This window comes from Raineyella antarctica, from assembly GCF_900092135.1.
GTDB lineage: Bacteria > Actinomycetota > Actinomycetes > Propionibacteriales > Propionibacteriaceae > Raineyella > Raineyella antarctica.
The window spans coordinates 1-17,810 of the sequence record NZ_FMYF01000017.1; the positions used below are offsets into that span (position 1 = coordinate 1).

The window sequence follows — 17,810 nt, forward strand, 5'->3', positions numbered from 1 at the left end:
TGGGAGAACAGTTTCCTGGGTTATCCGACCGTGGATCAGGGGTGTGGTCTGGCGCAGGGTGGGTGTTACCAGCATTTCCAGCACGGGTCGATCTACTGGACGGCAAGCACGGGTGCGCATTTCGTGAGAGGTGGGATCCGTGATTACTGGGCGGCCAGTGGGTGGGAGAACGGGAGGTATGGCTATCCGAAGACGGATGAGTTGTGTCGTACGGGTACCGGTGGGACGTTGTGTCGGCAGGATTTCCAGGGTGGCACGATCAAGTGGCGCTCGGGTATCGGGATCATCGACTGTTCCCGGCTGAAGTGCGTGGCCCTCACCTTCGACGGCGGACCGAGTCCGTACACCGGCGAACTGCTCGACACCCTGGATGCGCGCAACGTGCAGGTCACCTTCTTCGTGGTGGGCCAGTACATCGACGGCAACCCCGCCGTGGTGAAGCGGGCCCACACCAACGGCAACGAGGTAATGAACCACAGCTGGAGCCACCCGTGCCTGATCGACAATTGCCCGTCCGCCCCCACGCAGGGGCCGATCAGCTCGACCGAAATCCGGTCCCAGTTGGAGCGCACGTCGGACAAGATCCAGGCCACCGTCGGTGAACGTCCCACCATGCTGCGACCTCCGTTCGGCGAGTACGACCAGAGGCTGCTGGACATCTCCCGGGCGGAAGGCCTGGCGGTGGTCAATTGGAGCGCGGACACGATTGACTGGCGCGACCAGAACACGGCCATCATCCGGGAACGCGCTGTCACCAAGGCCACGTCGGGAGGCATCATCCTGATGCACGACACCATGCCCACCACCATCGCTGCGGTGCCCGGCATCATCTCTGACCTGAAGGCGAGGGGCTACGTACTGGTCACCGTCGGCGACGTGATCGGCCATCCGGTGCCTGGGGTGTTCTACACCCACGGCTGACCCATCCGGGCGGCGCCGGGCAAGATCTACAGCTCCCAGCCCTGAGGGAGCAGCGCAGGAGGGAGGCCCCACGAGTGATCGTGGGGCCTCCCTCGCTTGCTGCCTGCTGCTCCCGCCTCGTGGGCGCGGACGCGGTGGTCAGCTCAAAGGCCGAGCTTGGCCGAGCAGGCTGGCCATGCTCCCCAGCCCTGGCCGGCCTGGACCTTCTGGGCGACGGCGATCTGCTCGGTCCGGCTGGCGGTCTGCGGCGAGCCCTTGCCGCCGTACGCGCTCCAGGTGGACTGGGTGAACTGCAGGCCACCGTAGAAGCCGTTGCCCGTGTTGGTCGACCAGTTGCCGCCCGACTCACACTGGGCCAGCTGGTCCCAGACCGAGGAGGAGGTGGTCGCGGCTGCGGATCCACTCGTGGAGGTACGGGTGGTGCTGGCCTTCGGGGCGGAGGCCGTGGCCTGCTTATTCGGGGCCTGCCGGGTGGCCTGCCTCTTCGGGGCCGGCGTGGAGGCGGCGCCCGCCGTGTGCACCGAGGCCGGCCGGTCGTCGGTCAGGTAGCGGCTGGCGACCCAGCGCTTCTGGCCCTCGTAGCTGATCTGGGTCCAGTACTTCGTCGTGACGCCGGTGGTCCTCACCGCGGTGCCCTTCGGCAGGGTCGTCAGGCGCTGGGACTCGATCGAGGCACCCTTGCGTACGTTGAGGTTCACCGTCGTGTAGAGCGTCCGGCCCTGGTGGGAGCCGGAGGTGTGCACGACGGCGGAGGACGGCGACTCGACCTCGGGCGCACGGGTGTGTGCCTGCGCCGCGGTGGGCACCGCCAGGCCTAGCGCGGTGAGCCCGACGATGGTGCCGAGGGTGCGGGTCATGGTCTTGCTGGACATGTTCCTCCCGGTGATCCGGATAGGGGTGGTCTTTCGAACGCTCCCGACCCTAGGCACTGATCACGGAAAGATAAAGTTTCGATCACGAAATGGTAACGGATGGTGGTTGCGGGGGGCCCCTGGTCCCGCTGGTGGCAGGGATCCGCGCGTGTATGTGATTTGCGTCACACATACCGATTGATCACGGTATCGGGCCGCCGGCGATCGGTCAGGCCGAGGCGAGGCGCTGCTTGACCATGGTGGCGATGGCGCCGCCGTCGAACCGGCCGGCCACCCTCGCGTTCACGGCCTTCATGATGGCGCCCATCTGCTTCATGGTCGGGGCCGCGCCGGTCTCCGCCTCGACGCGGGCGAACTCGTCCTCGATCAGCGCGGTGACGTCGTCGGCGGTCATCGGCGCGGGCAGGTAGGCCTGCAGGATCTCCGCCTCGGCCGACTCCTTCTCGGCCAGGTCCTGCCTGCCGCCATCGGCGTATGTCTGGGCCGAGTCGCGGCGCTGGCGCACCTCCTTGGCCACCAGCTTCTGCTCCTCCTCGAGAGTCAGGTCGTGGGCCTCGCCCTCGACCTCGGCGTTCATGATCGAGGCGATCGCCATCCGGATGACCGCCAGGCGCTGCTGGTCGTGCGCCTTCATGGCGTCCTTCATGTCCGCGCGGAGCTGGTCCTTGAGTGCTGCCATCGTCTGCTTCTCCCTGCTGGCGTCCGGTCGTGTACCCCTCATCCTGTCATGCGTGTTCCACCCGGTGGATGGTTCGCCGTGACAGCAGTGACGGATGTGACGTCGGAGCGGCGAATGAAGCCTGGTGTTCACCTGGCATTCACCCCTGCTTCGCCGCGGCGCGGGAGGGTGCGTCTGCTGGGTTATCGTGGTCGGAGCAGCCGGTGAGATGGCCGGCTTCGAAGATGGAGACGTTGTGAAGATTCTGGTTCTCGGGGGCGACGGTTTCTGCGGTTGGCCGACCGCCCTGCACCTGTCCGCGCGGGGTGATGACGTGGTGATCGTCGACAACCTGTCGCGGCGTGCGATCGACCGGGAGCTGGGTGCGGATTCCCTCACCCCCATCGCCACCGTGGGTGACCGGCTCACGGCTTGGCACGAGGTGAGCGGCAAGGACATCCGCTTCCGCAACGTCGACCTCGCCCAGGACTACGCCGGCGTGCTGTCCATGCTCGAGGCCGAGCGCCCCGACGCGGTCGTCCACTTCGCCGAGCAGCGCTCCGCCCCGTACTCGATGAAGGACGCGGGCCACAAGCGCTACACCGTCGACAACAACGTCAACGCCACGCACAACCTGCTCGCTGCCGTGGTGGAGTCCGGACAGGACATCCACCTCGTGCACCTGGGCACGATGGGCGTGTACGGCTACGGCACCGCCGGCATGGCGATCCCCGAGGGCTACCTCGACGTCGAGATCCCGCGCGATGGTGCCGAGCCGGTCAAGCAGCAGATCCTCTACCCGACGAACCCGGGCTCGGTCTACCACATGACCAAGAGCCTCGACCAGTTGCTCTTCGCCTACTACGTGAAGAACGACCAATTGCGGGTCACCGACCTGCACCAGGGCATCGTCTGGGGGACCAACACCCCCGAGACCAAGCTCGACGAGCGCCTGGTCAACCGCTTCGACTACGACGGCGACTACGGCACCGTCCTCAACCGCTTCCTGATGCAGGCCGCCGTGGGCTACCCGATGACCGTGCACGGCACCGGTGGCCAGACCCGCGCCTTCATCCACATCGTCGACACCACCAAGTGCGTCGCGATGGCCCTGGACAACCCGCCCGCCACGGGCGATCGCGTCAAGATCCTCAACCAGCAGGCCGAGACGCTGCGGGTGCGCGACCTGGCCAAGAAGATCGCCGGGATGACCGGCGCCGAGCTGGCCCTGACCCCCGACCCCCGCAAGGAGGACCTGGAGAACGACCTGCTCGTCGCCCACGACACCTTCCTGTCGTACGGCTGGGACCCGATCACCCTGGACGACGGGCTGCTGCTCGAGGTGACCGAGGTCGCCCGCAGGTACGCCGACCGCGCCGACCGGTCCAAGATCCCGGCCCGTTCCCTGTGGACGAGCAAGCAGAGGCCCGGCGTCCCGGAGGGTTACGAGGACGACGCCCAGGCCTGACAGCCTGTCAGGACGAGCGGAGTGCCGTGCGCATAGCCATCTTCACCGAGGTCTTCCTGCCGAAGATCGACGGCGTGGTCACCCGGCTGGTCCGGACCGTTGAACAGCTGAAGGCTCTCGACCAGGAGGTCGTGATCTTCTCGCCGGGCACCGACCTGACGGAGTTCTGCGGCTATCCGGTCGTCCGGGTGCGCTCGGCACCGCTCAAGCCCTGGTACCCGGAGATCCACGTCGGCATGCCGACGCCCCGGATCGCCCGGACGCTGGAGGAGTTCACCCCGGACGTCGTGCACGCCGTCAACCCGGTTGCCCTGGCGGCGTACGGGGTGTTGTCGGGCAAGCGACGCAACATCCCGCTGCTCGCCTCGTTCCACACCGACCTGCCCAAGTACACCGAGGCGATGGACCTGGGGTTCCTGCAGAGCTTCGCCAAGCGCTACATCAGCGGGCTGCACAACCTGGCCGACATGAACCTGTGCACCTCACCGCAGATGGTCGAGGCCGCGAAGGGGATCGGGATCCGCCGGGTGAAGCTGTGGCCCAAGGCCGTCGACACCGTGATGTACCACCCGGACAAGCGCAGTGCGCAGATGCGCGCCCGCCTCACCGACGGCCATCCCGACCAGCCGTTGGTGGTGTACGTCGGCCGGATCGCCGTGGAGAAGAGGCTCGACGTGCTGCGCCGGGCGATGGACCGGATGCCCGGGGTGCGGCTGGCGATCGTCGGGTCGGGGCCGGCCCGGGAGCAGCTGGAGAAGGAGTTCGCCGGCACCCCGACGGTCTTCACCGGCTACATGAGCGGTGACGAGCTCGCCGCGGCGTACGCGTCGGCCGACGTCTTCGCCTTCCCGTCGACCACCGAGACCCTCGGCCTGGTCGCGCTCGAGTCGATGGCCAGCGGGGTGCCCGTGGTCGGCGCCCGGGCCGGCGGGATCCCCGACGTGATCGCGGACGGGGAGAACGGCTTCCTGTTCGAGCCCGGCGACGCCGACGAGCTGGCGGACAACATCATGCTGCTCGTCAACGACCCCGACCTGCGCACGCGGTTCGCTGAGGCCGGACGGGCCGAGACCGAGAAGTGGGGCTGGCGCGCCGCCACCGAACGCCTCCTCGAGTACTACGAGCACGCCCAGGAGCTGCACTGGCGGCACTGGTGGGGCCGGCAGTACACGGACTGAGCGCACCCCGCGAAGACGCGGCGCCGCGTACGACCCGCCGGGTCGTACGCGGCGCCCTCCTGCCTACTGCGGTTCAGCGCACCGGTCTCACTGCTTCGGTGCGGCGACCGGGAAGCGGTCCCAGACCCGGTGGGTGGCCAGCAGTTCGGTGAACTCCTTGACCACCTCCGCCGGCTTGCCCACGACGACCCCGGGCGCGTCCGTGGGCACGACCGCAGCGGTGAGGATGTCGGTCGCGTCCGGCCCCGCACCGATCGCCTTGGAGTGCCGGAACATCTCGGCGACCAGCTTCACCATCCGCGGATCCACCTGCTTGCCCCCGGTCGGCTGGCCGGCCTTGACATCGAGGTCCGGGGTGGCGTCCGGCGCGGGTACCGGGGCGTCGACGACCAGCACTGCGTCGAACTCGACGGACGCGGTCGTCAGGAAGGTGCGGTCGACCACGACGTCGCCGATCTTCCCGCCCGAGGGTGCGACCACGAAGGGCAGCATCCCGGCAGCCGTCACCGCATCCTTCGCCGCCTCGATGTCGGCCGGCCCGGTGGTCGAGTCGACCACGAGGGCGATCTTCCGGCCGGTCACCGGCCAGGTCCGACCGACCTGGGACAGGGCCGGGCTCGGCTCCACGTCGGTCGCCGGCGGCACGGTCGGCTCCGGTGCCGGCAGCCCGAGTCCCCTGGCGACCTCCGCGCACAGCTCGGCATCAATGTTGGCCAGGCACTGCAGCTGGCGGACGCGGACGGACTCCTCGTAGCACTTGCCCAGCTCGAAGGTGTACGCCGCGGTCAGGTGCTGGCGCTCCACCGGGCTCAGTGACCGGACGAACAGGGTCGCCTGGCTGAAGTGGTCCTCGAAGCTGGCCGGCCGCTCCCGCACCTTCTTGCCGGCCACCGGCGCGGGGACGTCGATGAAGGCGGCCTCCTCGGTTCCGGTCTCGGCGGGATTGCCGCCGTCCAGCGCGTTCGGCCGGTAGGGCGCCACCCCCCCGTGCACCGCATGCTGGTGGAAGCCGTCACGCAGCATGTCGTTCACCGGGCACTGCGGGGCGTTGATCGGGATCTGGCTGAAGTTCGGTCCGCCCAGCCGGGTGATCTGGGTGTCGATGTAGGAGAACAACCGCACCTGCAGCAGCGGGTCGTTTGTCACGTCGATGCCGGGCACCAGGTGACCCGGGTTGAACATCACCTGCTCGGTCTCGGCGAAGAAGTTGACCGGCCGGCGGTTCAGCGTCATGGTGCCGATGACCTGGACCGGGCAGAGCTCCTCGGGGACGATCTTGGTCGGATCGAGCAGGTCGATCCCCTCGAACATCTCGTCCTCGGTGTCCGGCATCACCTGCACGCCCAGGTCCCAGACCGGGTAGGCGCCGGCGTCGATCGCGTCGTACAGGTCACGGCGGTGGAAGTCCGGGTCCAGCCCTGCGGTCATCTGGGTCTCCTCCCACACCTGGGAGTGCACGCCCTGCCGCGGCTTCCAGTGGAACTTCACCAGGCTGGTCTCGCCGGCCTCGTTCACCATCCGGAAGGTGTGGACGCCGAAGCCCTCCATCATCCGGAAGGAGAGCGGGATCGCCCGGTCGGACATGCTCCAGGCCAGGTGTGCCTGGGCCTCGGTATGCAGCGAGACGAAGTCGTAGAAGGTGTCGTGGGCGCTCTGGGCCTGGGGGATCTCGCGGTCGGGCTCCGGCTTCACCGCGTGGATGATGTCGGGGAACTTGATCCCCTCCTGGATGAAGAACACCGGGATGTTGTTGCCGACCAGGTCGTAGTTGCCCTCGGTGGTGTAGAACTTCGTCGCGAAGCCGCGGGTGTCCCGGACGGTGTCCGAGGAGCCGCGGAAACCGGCGACTGTCGAGAAGCGGACGAAGATCGGGGTCTCCACGTCCTTCTTCAGGAAGGCGGCGCGGCAGATCTTCGAGGCATTGCCGTTCGCCACGAAGGCGCCGTGCGCGCCGGTACCCCGGGCGTGCACCACCCGCTCGGGGATGCGCTCGTGGTCGAAGTGGGTGATCTTCTCGCGCAGGTGGTGGTCCTGCAGCAGCACCGGACCGCGCGGTCCCGCCTTCAGCGCGCGGTCGGTGGTGCGCAGCCGTACGCCCGTCGAGGTGGTGAGGTACTCCCCCTGCTGGGCGAACGCCTCCGGCGGGGCACCGGTGGGAGCGCCGGTCGGGGTGACGGTGGCGGGACCCTCTTGGGAGGGCTTCGGGGCGGGTGGCGCCACCGGGGTGGTCGGCTCGTCGAGGACGGGGGAGGGGACCCCCGGGCCGGACGGCGGAGTGGGCTGGGTGGGATCCGTCTTCTTCTCGGGTGCCATCAAGGTCTCCTGAATCGTCGGGTCCGCGCCCGATGCGTCAGCCCCGGGCGCAGCATCCAAGGAGTCTATAGATCGATTTTCCATCCGAGAAGGGCCCCTAGGGGTGCACCAGGGACCCTCGGCACCGCTCGCCGAGGATCAGCCGAAGGTCCAGGACCGCTTCGACAGGCCGATCCAGGAGCCCTCGATCGCGGTCGCGCCCTTCTCGTCACCGGTACGGCTGGCGGCACCCAGGACGGCGTGGATCGGCGCCCAGTGCTCGGTGCGCGGATGGGCGACCCGTGCCTCGGGCGCCTTCTTGGCGAAGTCGAGGACGGAGTCCACGTCCCCACGGGTCACCACGTCGGCGGCCCAGGCGTCGAACGCGGCCAACTGCGGGTACGGCTCGGCGTCGGCGGTCTGGCGCATGGCGCGCAGGTTGTGCGTGGTGAAGCCGGAGCCGACGATCAGCACGCCCTCGTCGCGCAGCGGTGCGAGCTTCTCCCCGATCGCGAACAGGTCGCGCGGGTTGAGGGTCGGCAGCGAGAGCTGCAGCACCGGGATGTCGGCCTCCGGGTACATCTCCACCAGCGGGACGTACGCGCCGTGGTCCAGGCCGCGCTCCTGGTTGACCCGGACCGGCGTCCTGGGGTCGACCAGCCAGCCGATGTCCTCGGCCAGCTTCGGGGCGACCGGGGCGTCGTACGTGACCTGGTAGTACTTCTCCGGGAAGCCCCAGAAGTCGTAGACCAGCGGGGCGCCGACGGTCGTGGACACCGTGATCGGCGCCTGCTCCCAGTGCGCCGAGATCATCAGGATCGACTCGGGCCGGGGCAGGCTGCGGGCCCAGGCGCTGAGCTGGCCCGGCCAGTGGGGGTCGTCGGCCAGGGGCGGGGCCCCGTGGCTGAGGAAGAGGACAGGCATGCGATCGGTCATGGCACGAGTCTAACCGATAGTTCAAGATTCAACAACGATGTGCCGGGTGGGCCTCAGGTGCCGGGTCCCGACGAGGTCAGTCGACGCGCGCGTGGGTGAGGCGGGCGGACTCCAGGTCCTGCCAGGTCCCGCTGAACTCCAGCCGGACGATGGTGGCGGCCGGGAAGTGGTGGGCGATCGTCGCCCGGGCGCCCTGGTCGGACGAGATCGGCTCCACCAGGTCCCAGGTCAGCGCGGGGATGCCGGGGGCATGGGCCACCACCAGCACCGTACGGACATCCTCGTCGACCTTGCGCAGCTGGTCGAGGATGCGGTCGGCGCCGGAGTTGTACAGCTCCCACCGGTACTCGGCGGGGGCGTCGATGCCGAGGTCCTCCAGGGTCTGCCGGGCACGGGCGGCCTCGGAGCACAGTACGCGATCGATCTGCTCGCCCGTCTGCTCCAGCCACTCGCCGACGGCCCGGGCCTGGCCCCGGCCGCGCTCGGTGAGCTCGCGGGTGTGGTCGGCGTCGCCGGGGTGCAGCTCCTCCGCCTTCGCGTGGCGCATCAGGTAGAGGACGTGCTGGTTCGCGGAGGTGCCGGACGGGCGCTGGTCCATGTCCCCAGCCTAGTGGTCGGCCGCGGCCTCGGACGCGTCTCCGGCCGGTTTCACGGCGACCAGGACGTCGCGCTGGATCGAGGCGTCCACCCGGTGGGAGAAGCCGAGCCACGGCCCGTCGTCCTTGACGACCAGGCCGGCCTCCTCGACGATCTCGACCAGGTCCTCGCGGCGCAGCCCGTGGGTGTTCCAGGACAGCCCCAGGGCGCCGCCGTCCTTGAGCTGGCGTGCCCACACCCCGACCGACCCCTTCAGCAGCCCGGCCGGGGACCGGTCGCGCTTGCCGGTGGTGCCGACCACGTCGGAGCGGGAGCCGTGCACGATCCCGTACGGGGCGTCGGTGACCACGGCGTCGAAGCGCTTCTTGCCCCACAGTTTGGCCGAGGAACGGGTGTCACCGGTGAACACGCCCATCGTCAGGTCGCGCTCGCCCAGGTGCACTGTCGCCTCGAATTTGCGGCCGATGCTCTTGCCCTCACGCCGGACCGGGACCGTGTCCGCCTTGTGCTTGAAGTGGCCGCGACGTAGGTAGGTCTTCAGGAACGCGGCCATCTGCTCCACGGCCTTCTCGTCGACCTCCACGCCGGCGGCGTTCAGTCCGGCGCTCCAGGCCGTGGTCAGGGTGGTGCCACGACCGGCCAGCGGGTCCAGGACCGTCGACCGCTCGTCGAGCGGGCGCTCCATCGCGGCCAGGGTCACGTTCAGCAGCAGCCGAGTGAACTGCTCGTTCGTCTTGCCCGGGTACTTCGGGATGGTGACCAGGTCGTCCTCGAAGTAGTCCGGGTCGGCCACCTCGATCGGGCGCAGCAGCCCGTCCGTACGATCCTCGAACAGGGCCAGGAACGTCGACTGGCGCCCGATCTGGTGCAGGGCGGCGGCCTGCTCCTCCTCGCTGCCCTCCAGGGCCTCGGAGGAGAACCCGAGGTACTCCACCCCGGCGACGGTGCGCGGCTCGACCTCCGTGGCCCCCGGCGCGCACACCGACAGTTCGGCGGCGGCCATCGTGGCGGCCTGGGCGGCATAGACGCGATTGGCACCCGGGTTGGTGAGCATGAGCAGACGCATGAAGAGAATGATCCCATGACACTCCTCGGGCCGCGGTAGGCTCCGCGGTGGGTGATGGATCCCGCCCGGGCGCGCGCAGTCGCCGCCGCCCGAACCGCCGACCCGGCTGATGGTTCCTGTCTCGCATCACGGTGCGGGCAGGCATGCTGCCCGCGGGAAGGGGCCCCGATGCCGCGCGACGTCCCGCAGCCGCATCCGTCCCGTTTGACGGCGTTCGAAGGACACCCATTGGTCGTCGGGATCGTTCCCGGCCAGCCGGAGCTGGTCGCCCTCACCGCGATCTCCCTGGCCCGCGCCAGTGGCGCCACCCTCTACTTCGCGTACGTGGACCCGCAGCGGTCCACTGTCGAGGAGTTCCCGGACGGCACCGTCCGGCACGCCACACTCGATCCCGACGCGGTCGGCGACGACTGGCGTCGCACCGACCAGGATCTGCGCGAGGCGCTTGACAGGCTGATGGAGCATGCGCCCGACGTGCCCTGGGAGTTCCGCTACCTGGCCGGCCGCTCCGACCGGGCGATGACCCACCTGGCCCGCACGGTCGACGCGGCGGCCTTCGTCGTGGGGGCCCGGACCACCGGACTGCAGGGCAGGATGCGCGAGCTCCTGGACGGGTCGGTGGCGTTCCACCTCACCCACCACCAGCACCGCCCCGTCCTCGTGGTGCCGCTGCAGGTGGTCGACTGGTCCCAGCCGGTGGCCCGCCGATGAGCGCGGGACGTCCGCGGTCCAGCGTGCACCCACGTCTGGTCGGCCTGGTCGCCGTGGGCGGCGTGCTCGGCACCGCTGCCCGCGCGGTCCTCACCCTGGTCGTCCCCACGGTCGGTGCCCTGCCCCTGCCGATCCTGCTGGCCAACCTGACCGGGGCGTTCCTGCTCGGCGCCCTGCTCGAGGGACTGGCCCAGGCCGGTCCGGACGAGGGACGGCGTCGCGACCTGCGGTTGGCCGCCGGTACCGGAGTACTCGGCGGCTACACCACCTACAGCAGCCTGGCGGTGGCGACCGGGGGGATGGTCCAGGCGGGCCAGTGGTTCCTGGGGATCGGCTACGGGCTGGGCAGCGTCGTGCTCGGAGCGGTGGCGACCGGCCTCGGCATCGGTCTTGCCGGCCGGTTGGCGCGCGGCCGGCGGTCGGCCCGTCGGACGTCGGGGGTCGCCCGATGACGCCCTGGGTCTTCGTGGGGATCTGCCTCGCCGGGGGAGCGGGGGCCGCCCTGCGGTTCACGGCCGACGCCTGGATCCGTTCGCGGGTGTCGATGCGCTTCCCGTTCGCGACCGCCGTGATCAACGTGACCGGCTCGTTCGTCCTGGGCCTGGTCACCGGTGCGGCGGGTTCCCACCTCCTGCCGCCGGCGTGGTTCGCGGTCCTGGGCACCGGACTGCTGGGCGGCTACACCACCTTCAGCACCGCGAGCGTGGAGACCGTACGCCTGCTCGCCGCCCGGGAGTACCGGCCGGCGCTGGCGGCCGGGCTCGGCGTGCTCGTCATCGGCGTGCTGGCGGCACTGTTGGGGCTGTGGCTGGGGGGGCTGGCCTGAGTTCGCGCTGGCCGTCGCCGGATGCGGACGGCCCCACCGCCAGGGGCGATGGGGCCGTCGGTCGAACCGGTCGTTCAGTAGTGGTTGATCTGCAGCTGCTCGTAGTCGGTGCCCTTGGCACGGTTGATCGAGGCGTGGATCTCGGCCTCGGCGTCGTCGCGCGACGCCCAGGTGGCGCCCTCGACCGACTTGCCGGGCTCCAGGTCCTTGTAGACCGTGAAGAAGTGCTCGATCTCCAGCAGCTGGAACTCGGGGATGTCCTCGAGGTCCTGCAGGTGGTCACGACGGTGGTCGGCGACCGGCACACACAGCACCTTGTCGTCGCCGCCGGCCTCGTCACGCATCCGGAACATGCCGATCGCGCGGCACTTGATCAGGCAGCCCGGGAACGTCGGCTCGGGGACCAGCACCATGGCGTCCAGCGGATCGCCGTCCTGGCCCAGGGTCGTCTCGATGAAGCCGTAGTCCGACGGGTACTGCGTCGCCGTGAACAGCGTCCGGTCCAGGACGATGCGCCCGGTGTGGTGGTCCATCTCGTACTTGTTCTTGGTGCCCTTGGGAATCTCGATGGTCACGTAGAACTCCAACCCACTGGGCTGCGTCGCCGAACCACCAGACACGCGGTAATCGTCAGTCACCTTTGGCTCTCCCTATGATTTGTGCGTACCGGTTACCGGCGAGACTACCGAACCAGACGTTCGGGCGTGAGGAGTGTGCTGCTATGCGCGGACGCGTCCCGCTGCGGACCCGGTCCGGCGGTGGTCGTCCCTGGTTCTACGCACTGGTCTCGGTGGTGTGTGCAGCGGCGCTCCTCGTCGGCGTGGCCGAGGGCGGCGCCGGCGCCTGGGCCGAGCAACGATGGGGCGACAGGACCCCGCAGGCCGGTGGCGCGACCCTGGCCCCGGCCGCACGTACGACGATCGACGCCCCCGTCCCGGCCGGCTCCGGCCCCGCCCTGCCGGTGGTCACCGGGGGTGGCGTGCCGGCCGCGGACCGCCTCGCCGCGGCGATCGACGCGGTCCCCCTCGACGGCCTCACCGGTGGCCGCTCCGGCGTCGTGCTCGACCCGGCCTCGGGCGCGGTGCTGTACGGCCGCGACCCCGACCACGTGGTGATCCCGGCCTCCACGATGAAGGTGCTCACCTCCATGGCGGCCCTGGACCTGCTCGGTCCCGCGCACGTCTTCACCACTCGGGCGGTCAGCACCGGTCCGGGCAGCGTGGTCCTGGTCGGTGGCGGCGATCCGTACCTCTCCTCCGGGAAGGGAACGGCCGACCCCGAGCGGGCGAGCCTGGCCGACCTGGCCGCCGACACCGCCGCCGCCCTGCGGTCCGCCGGCACCACCCGGATCACGCTGTCCTGGGACGCCTCGCTGTTCGAGGGACCGTCCCGGTCACCGGACTGGCCTGCGGCGTACGCCGACCAGGTCACCCCGGTCTCGGCACTGACCGTCGACCAGGGACGGCTCGCGGGCACGAGCCCCGGCCCGCGGACCACGACCCCGGCCGCGGACGCCGCCGGCGTGTTCGCCGCGGCGCTCGCCGACCACGGGATCGTCGTCACCTCCCGGTCCGCGCTGCAGGGATCCGTTCCCTCCTCCGCCCAGCAGTTGGCTGCGGTCGACTCGCCGCCGCTGGCGGCGATCGTCGAGGACCTGATGGTGCACTCCGACAACGATGCGGCGGAGATCATCGCGCACCAGGTCGGCGTGGCGGCCGGCACCGGCGGGACGTTCGAGGGGGGCGCGGCCGGCGTACGGCAGGTGCTGCAGTCCCACGGACTGTGGAACGAGGGCGCCGTGCTCCGGGACGGCTCGGGGCTGTCCCGCTCCAACCGGGTGACGCCGGCGATGCTGGCGGGCGCCGTGGCACTCGCGACCCGGGAGGCCAGGTACCGCGCTGTCCTCACCGGGATGCCGGTGGCGGCGGCGACCGGCACCCTGACCAAGCGCTTCGGGGCCCCGGCGGCGCAGGACGGCCGGGGCGAGGTACGCGCGAAGACCGGAACGCTGAGTGCCACCAGTGCGCTGGCCGGCTACACCGTGTCGCACTCCGGTGCCGTCGTGGTGTTCTCCTTCGTCGTCAACGATGCCTCCGGCGACGACGCCGCCCGGGCCTGGCTGGACCGCGTCGCGACGACGGTTGTCGACAGCTGAGCGAACCACCCCTGACGGGGGCCAACTTCCGGCAAGAGGGTGTACCTGCCCGCCCCGGGCGGCAGAGTGGCGACCAGATCGATGCGCCACCAGCCAGCCGAGGAGTCACGCAATGTTGCGACCGCAGGAGAACGCCCACCGCGAACTTAAGTCCCTCGTCGGGCTCTGGAAGTTCCGCGCCGACGCCGACGGGGTCGGCCGTGACCAGGAGTGGCAGGCCGCTCCACTCGCCGGGGCCATCGACATGCCGGTGCCGTCCAGCTACAACGAGATCACCGCCGACCCGCAGCTCTACAACCACGTCGGCGACGTCTGGTACCAGACCACGACGTACGTCCCCCGCGGCTGGGCCGACCGCCGGATCGTGCTTCGCTTCGACTCCGCCACCCACCAGGCCACCGTCTGGGTCAACGGCACCGAGGTGATGAGCCACAAGGGCGGCTACCTGCCGTTCGAGGCCGACGTCACCGCCCTGGTCACCCCCGGTGAGCAGGTACGGATCACCGCCGCGGTCGACAACCGCCTCGACTGGACCACCATCCCGCCGGGCTGGCTCGAGCAGACTCCCGATGGCGCGCGGCAGAAGTACTTCCAGGACTTCTTCAACTTCGCCGGTCTGCACCGACCCGTCCACCTGTACGCCACGGCGCCGGCCTACGTCGATGACGTGACCGTCCGGACCGACTACGACGGGCGCACCGGTCTGGTCGACTACGACGTCACCGTCGTCGGCGAGGGCGAGGTCTCGGTGGCCGTCCTCGACGCCGAGGGCAACGAGGTCGCCTCGGGCACCGGGGCCAGCGGCCGGGTGGAGATCCCCGAGGTCCGGCTCTGGCAGCCCGGCGTGGGCTACCGCTACGACCTGCGGATCTCGCTGGCCCGCGACGGCGAGGTCGTGGACTCGTACGACCAGAAGTTCGGCGTCCGGACCGTACGCGTGGTCGGCACCGACTTCCTGATCAACGACCGGCCGTTCTACTTCCGCGGCTTCGGCATGCACGAGGACCACCACGTCTTCGGCAAGGGCCAGCACGATGCCTCGATGGTGCATGACTACAACCTGCTGAAGTGGATCGGTGCGAACTCCTTCCGTACCTCGCACTATCCCTACAGCGAGGAGAACATGGAGTACGCCGACGCGCACGGCATCGTCGTGATCGACGAGACCCCTGCGGTCGGCCTCAACCTCGGCATCATGGGCGGCATCTTCGGCGGTGGCGCCGACGACGGGAAGTCCCAGACCTTCCGTCCCGAGAGGATTGGCGAGGCAGGCCAGGCGCAGCACGCGCAGGAGATCCGCGAGCTCATCGCCCGCGACAAGAACCGTCCCTCCGTCGTGATCTGGTCCATCGCGAACGAGCCGGAGTCCGAGACCCAGGAGGCCGCGGACTACTTCCGCCCGCTGTTCGACGTCGCGCGGGAGGCCGACCCGACCCGCCCGGTCGGTTTCGTCAACGTCATGCTGGCCCCCGCCGGCGCCTGCAAGGTGACCGAGATGGCCGACGTGGTGATGGTCAACCGCTACTACGGCTGGTACGTCGACTCCGGCGACATCCCCAGCGCCATGCGCCACCTGCGCGCCGAGATCACCAAGTGGACCGAGATCGAGGAGAAGCCGATCATCTTCACCGAGTTCGGCGCCGACACCATGGCCGGCCAGCACGGGCTGATGGGCACGATGTGGACCGAGGAGTACCAGTACGACCTGATGAAGGCCACCCTCGAGGTCTTCGACGAGTTCCCGCAGGTCCAGGGCGAGCAGATGTGGAACTTCGCCGACTTCCAGACCTCGGCCGGCATCATGCGGCTCGACGGCAACAAGAAGGGCGCCTTCACCCGTGACCGCCGGCCCAAGGCCGTCGCGCACATGCTCCGGAAGCGCTGGAGCGCGGTCGAGGGCGACGCCAAGCCCACGCACTGAGCACACCGCGCCACGCCCGTCCCACCCACGAACGTCTCATTGAGGAGAACACGAGTATGACCGTCACCGACCAGCCCTGGACCGACACCGGAAAGACCCCGAAGGAACGCGCCCAGGCGCTGGTCGGGGCGATGACGCTGGACCAGAAGATCGCCCAGCTGCACGGCTCGATGAAGACCATCAACATCTACGACGTCCAGATGGGCGACCTGGACGACGAGGAGATGGAGCAGCTGCTCGCCCAGATCCGGATCGAGCGCCACGTCGCCGGCATCGAGGAGCTGGGCATCCCGCGGTTCCGCATCACCAACGGCCCGGTCGGGGTCGGCATGGGTGACGGCTACCCGTCCCCGAAGGCCACCTCGCTGCCGATGTCGATCGGCCTGGCCGCTGGTTTCGATCCGGCGCTGGCCCACGAGTACGGCGACATCATCGGCTCGGAGACCGCGAGCCTCGGCCAGCACGTGCTCGAGGGACCGGGCGTCTGCCTGCACCGCCTGCCCACCGCCGGGCGCAACTTTGAGTACTTCAGCGAGGACCCGTACCTGTCCGGCGTGATGGGTGTCGCGGTCACCAAGGCCATCCAGGCCAACGACGTCATCGCGATGGGCAAGCACTACGTCGTCAACGACCAGGAGTACGAGCGATTCCGTACCAACGTCGAGGTCGACGAGGACGTGCTGCGCGAGCTCTACCTGCTGCCGTTCGAGATGCTGGTCAAGGACGGTGACATCGCCGCGATCATGAGCGCCTACAACCGGGTCCGCGGCACGTACGCGACGGAGAACCGCTACACGCTCCACACGGTCCTGCGGGACGAGTGGGGCTTCGAGGGCTACGTGCAGTCCGACTTCTGGTCCTGCCGCTCGGCGGCCGCCTCCCTCGGCGCCGGCATGGACCACGAGATGCCGGACGGCAAGTGGCTGAGCGAGACCAACGTGAAGTCGGCGCTGGAGGACCACAGCCTGGAGATCGAGACCGTGGACCGGGCCCTGGTCCGCCGTTACACCCAGATGTTCCGCTTCGGCCAGTTCGAGCGCCCGTACGACCCGCAGCAGATCGACGCGCAGGGCCACGGCGCGATTAGCCGCCGGATCGGCAACCAGACCGCCATCCTGCTGAAGAACGACGACGCGACCCTGCCGCTCTCCAAGGACGCCGGACGGATCCTCGTCGTCGGCCAGCAGGCGTTCGCCGAGGATGCCTGCCTCGGCGGCGGCGGCTCCTCCAAGGTCGACCCGCTCTACACCGTCGCGCCGGTCGAGGGCCTGCGCGACGTGATCGAGTCGCTCGGCGGTACGGCGACGGTCGAGAGCGTCATCGTGGCCCGCGACCTGTCCAACCTCGCCGAGGTCGGCGAGGCGGCGGCCCGGGCGGACGTCGTGGTGGCGATGGTCGGCATCGTCGCGACCGAGGGTGCGGACCGCGCCGACCTGGACCTGCCGAACGGCCAGGACCGGATCGTCGAGGCCGCCGTCGCGGCGAACCCGCGCACCGTGGTGGTGCTGAAGGACTCCAGCCCGGTGCTGATGCCCTGGATCGACACCGTCCCGGCGGTCCTCGAGGCCTGGAACCAGGGCGCCGAGGACGGCCACGCCGTCGCCGACCTGCTGCTCGGCGTCGCCAACCCGTCCGGCAAGGTCCCGACCACCTACCCGCGCCGCGCCGAGGACGTCCTCGACGCCGGTGACCCGGTCCGCTACCCCGGCACCGACGAGGGCGAGGGCTGGCCGAACATCCGCTACACCGAGCGCCACGAGGTCGGCTACCGCTGGTACCAGGCGCAGGGCATCGAGCCGCTGTTCCCGTTCGGCTACGGCCTGTCGTACACCACCTTCGAGGTCACCGACGTGACCGTCGACGGCGGGGCCACCCCCGGCACCGACCCGATCACCGTCCGGGCGAGCGTCCGCAACACCGGCGAGGTCGCCGGCGCCGAGGTCGTCCAGGTCTACCTCGGCCTGCCCACCGAACTCGGCCGTCCGCCCAAGCGCCTGGTCGGCTTCGCCAAGGTCCGGGTCGAGCCGGGTGCGGCGGAGCAGGTCGAGATCGTCATCGACCCGGCCGCCACCAACCACCCGCTGTCGGTCTGGAGCGACGCCGCGCACGACTTCGTCGTGCCGGCCGGTGAGTACACCGTGTACGTGGGCACCTCCAGCGCGGAGACGCCCTTCTCGGGGACGGTCACCGTCACCGGCTAGCCTCGAGG

General features: G+C 69.8%; 16 protein-coding genes and 1 riboswitch. Of the genes, 9 read left to right on the plus strand and 7 right to left on the minus strand.

Annotated features, from left to right (window positions below; all coding sequences use genetic code 11):
- Positions 1–921, plus strand: a 921-nt coding sequence (locus GA0111570_RS16630) for a polysaccharide deacetylase family protein (protein ID WP_092613783.1), incomplete at its 5' end; no start/stop codon positions are given.
- A gap of 143 nt (positions 922–1,064) precedes the next feature.
- Here GA0111570_RS16630 and GA0111570_RS18315 read toward each other — a convergent pair.
- The gene (locus GA0111570_RS18315; RefSeq protein ID WP_092613784.1) at positions 1,065–1,793 is read right to left on the minus strand and encodes a transglycosylase family protein; all 729 of its coding nucleotides are present in this window, start codon (positions 1,791–1,793) and stop codon (positions 1,065–1,067) included.
- Between the two features lie 208 nt (positions 1,794–2,001).
- Positions 2,002–2,472: a GatB/YqeY domain-containing protein gene (locus GA0111570_RS16640; protein WP_092613785.1), complete on the minus strand. Its 471-nt coding sequence runs from the start codon at positions 2,470–2,472 to the stop codon at positions 2,002–2,004.
- A gap of 235 nt (positions 2,473–2,707) precedes the next feature.
- Here GA0111570_RS16640 and GA0111570_RS16645 point away from each other — a divergent pair, with 235 nt between their 5' ends.
- Both GA0111570_RS16645 and GA0111570_RS16650 read left to right on the plus strand, forming a co-directional pair.
- On the plus strand, positions 2,708–3,919 hold the full coding sequence (locus GA0111570_RS16645) for an NAD-dependent epimerase/dehydratase family protein (protein ID WP_092613786.1): 1,212 nt from the start codon (positions 2,708–2,710) through the stop codon (positions 3,917–3,919).
- A gap of 26 nt (positions 3,920–3,945) precedes the next feature.
- On the plus strand, positions 3,946–5,097 hold the full coding sequence (locus GA0111570_RS16650) for a glycosyltransferase (RefSeq protein WP_092613787.1): 1,152 nt from the start codon (positions 3,946–3,948) through the stop codon (positions 5,095–5,097).
- A gap of 87 nt (positions 5,098–5,184) precedes the next feature.
- On the opposite strand, the gene GA0111570_RS16655 is transcribed toward GA0111570_RS16650, so the two are convergent.
- The 4 genes from GA0111570_RS16655 to GA0111570_RS16670 form a co-directional block, all read right to left on the minus strand.
- Positions 5,185–7,410, minus strand: coding sequence for a catalase (locus tag GA0111570_RS16655; protein ID WP_092613788.1), 2,226 nt, complete (start codon positions 7,408–7,410; stop codon positions 5,185–5,187).
- Between the two features lie 138 nt (positions 7,411–7,548).
- Positions 7,549–8,325, minus strand: a complete 777-nt coding sequence (locus GA0111570_RS16660; protein ID WP_092613789.1) for a DODA-type extradiol aromatic ring-opening family dioxygenase — start codon at positions 8,323–8,325, stop codon at positions 7,549–7,551.
- Between the two features lie 76 nt (positions 8,326–8,401).
- Complete coding sequence (locus GA0111570_RS16665) at positions 8,402–8,923, minus strand: SixA phosphatase family protein (RefSeq protein ID WP_092613790.1); 522 nt, start codon at positions 8,921–8,923, stop codon at positions 8,402–8,404.
- A gap of 9 nt (positions 8,924–8,932) precedes the next feature.
- Entirely contained in the window at positions 8,933–9,988 is a 1,056-nt protein-coding gene (locus GA0111570_RS16670) for a TRM11 family SAM-dependent methyltransferase (protein WP_092613791.1), read from the minus strand.
- 41 nt (positions 9,989–10,029) lie between these two features.
- A riboswitch (Fluoride riboswitch) is annotated at positions 10,030–10,114 on the plus strand.
- 102 nt (positions 10,115–10,216) lie between these two features.
- On the opposite strand from GA0111570_RS16670, the gene GA0111570_RS16675 reads away from it, so the two are divergent.
- Genes GA0111570_RS16675 through crcB form a run of 3 tightly spaced genes read left to right on the plus strand, consistent with a single transcriptional unit; the run spans position 10,217 to position 11,525 of the window.
- The gene (locus GA0111570_RS16675; RefSeq protein WP_342689719.1) at positions 10,217–10,699 is read left to right on the plus strand and encodes a universal stress protein; all 483 of its coding nucleotides are present in this window, start codon (positions 10,217–10,219) and stop codon (positions 10,697–10,699) included.
- A complete protein-coding gene (locus GA0111570_RS16680) occupies positions 10,696–11,151 on the plus strand; it encodes a fluoride efflux transporter FluC (protein ID WP_092613793.1) in 456 nt (151 codons plus the stop codon). The genes GA0111570_RS16675 and GA0111570_RS16680 overlap by 4 nt, the downstream gene beginning before the upstream one ends.
- Positions 11,148–11,525, plus strand: a complete 378-nt coding sequence (gene crcB, locus GA0111570_RS16685) for a fluoride efflux transporter CrcB (protein ID WP_092613794.1) — start codon at positions 11,148–11,150, stop codon at positions 11,523–11,525. Before GA0111570_RS16680 ends, crcB begins: the two co-directional genes overlap by 4 nt.
- Positions 11,526–11,599: 74 nt before the next feature.
- On the opposite strand, the gene GA0111570_RS16690 is transcribed toward crcB, so the two are convergent.
- A complete protein-coding gene (locus GA0111570_RS16690) occupies positions 11,600–12,163 on the minus strand; it encodes an inorganic diphosphatase (protein ID WP_092613795.1) in 564 nt (187 codons plus the stop codon).
- An 83-nt stretch (positions 12,164–12,246) separates the two neighbouring features.
- On the opposite strand from GA0111570_RS16690, the gene dacB reads away from it, so the two are divergent.
- The 3 genes from dacB to GA0111570_RS16705 all read left to right on the plus strand — a co-directional run bounded on the left by dacB (position 12,247) and on the right by GA0111570_RS16705 (position 17,802).
- Positions 12,247–13,680 carry a D-alanyl-D-alanine carboxypeptidase/D-alanyl-D-alanine endopeptidase gene (gene dacB, locus GA0111570_RS16695; RefSeq protein ID WP_139283303.1) on the plus strand — a complete coding sequence of 478 codons (1,434 nt, stop codon included), beginning with the start codon at positions 12,247–12,249 and terminating at the stop codon, positions 13,678–13,680.
- 112 nt (positions 13,681–13,792) lie between these two features.
- Positions 13,793–15,601 (plus strand): beta-glucuronidase, encoded by a 1,809-nt coding sequence (gene uidA / locus GA0111570_RS16700; RefSeq protein ID WP_092613797.1) that lies wholly within the window; start codon positions 13,793–13,795, stop codon positions 15,599–15,601.
- Positions 15,602–15,657: 56 nt separating this feature from the next.
- A complete protein-coding gene (locus GA0111570_RS16705) occupies positions 15,658–17,802 on the plus strand; it encodes a beta-glucosidase (RefSeq protein ID WP_092613798.1) in 2,145 nt (714 codons plus the stop codon).
- The last annotated feature ends 8 nt before the right edge of the window (positions 17,803–17,810 follow it).

Coding starts and splice junctions, on each gene's coding strand:
- GA0111570_RS16680 (WP_092613793.1), top strand. CDS start 10,696: ATGAGCGCGGGACGTCCGCGGTCCAGCGTGCACCCACGTCTGGTCGGC.
- crcB (WP_092613794.1), top strand. CDS start 11,148: ATGACGCCCTGGGTCTTCGTGGGGATCTGCCTCGCCGGGGGAGCGGGG.
- GA0111570_RS16670 (WP_092613791.1), bottom strand. CDS start 9,988: ATGCGTCTGCTCATGCTCACCAACCCGGGTGCCAATCGCGTCTATGCC.
- GA0111570_RS16655 (WP_092613788.1), bottom strand. CDS start 7,410: ATGGCACCCGAGAAGAAGACGGATCCCACCCAGCCCACTCCGCCGTCC.
- GA0111570_RS16705 (WP_092613798.1), top strand. CDS start 15,658: ATGACCGTCACCGACCAGCCCTGGACCGACACCGGAAAGACCCCGAAG.
- dacB (WP_139283303.1), top strand. CDS start 12,247: ATGCGCGGACGCGTCCCGCTGCGGACCCGGTCCGGCGGTGGTCGTCCC.
- uidA (WP_092613797.1), top strand. CDS start 13,793: ATGTTGCGACCGCAGGAGAACGCCCACCGCGAACTTAAGTCCCTCGTC.
- GA0111570_RS16665 (WP_092613790.1), bottom strand. CDS start 8,923: ATGGACCAGCGCCCGTCCGGCACCTCCGCGAACCAGCACGTCCTCTAC.
- GA0111570_RS18315 (WP_092613784.1), bottom strand. CDS start 1,793: ATGTCCAGCAAGACCATGACCCGCACCCTCGGCACCATCGTCGGGCTC.
- GA0111570_RS16640 (WP_092613785.1), bottom strand. CDS start 2,472: ATGGCAGCACTCAAGGACCAGCTCCGCGCGGACATGAAGGACGCCATG.
- GA0111570_RS16660 (WP_092613789.1), bottom strand. CDS start 8,325: ATGACCGATCGCATGCCTGTCCTCTTCCTCAGCCACGGGGCCCCGCCC.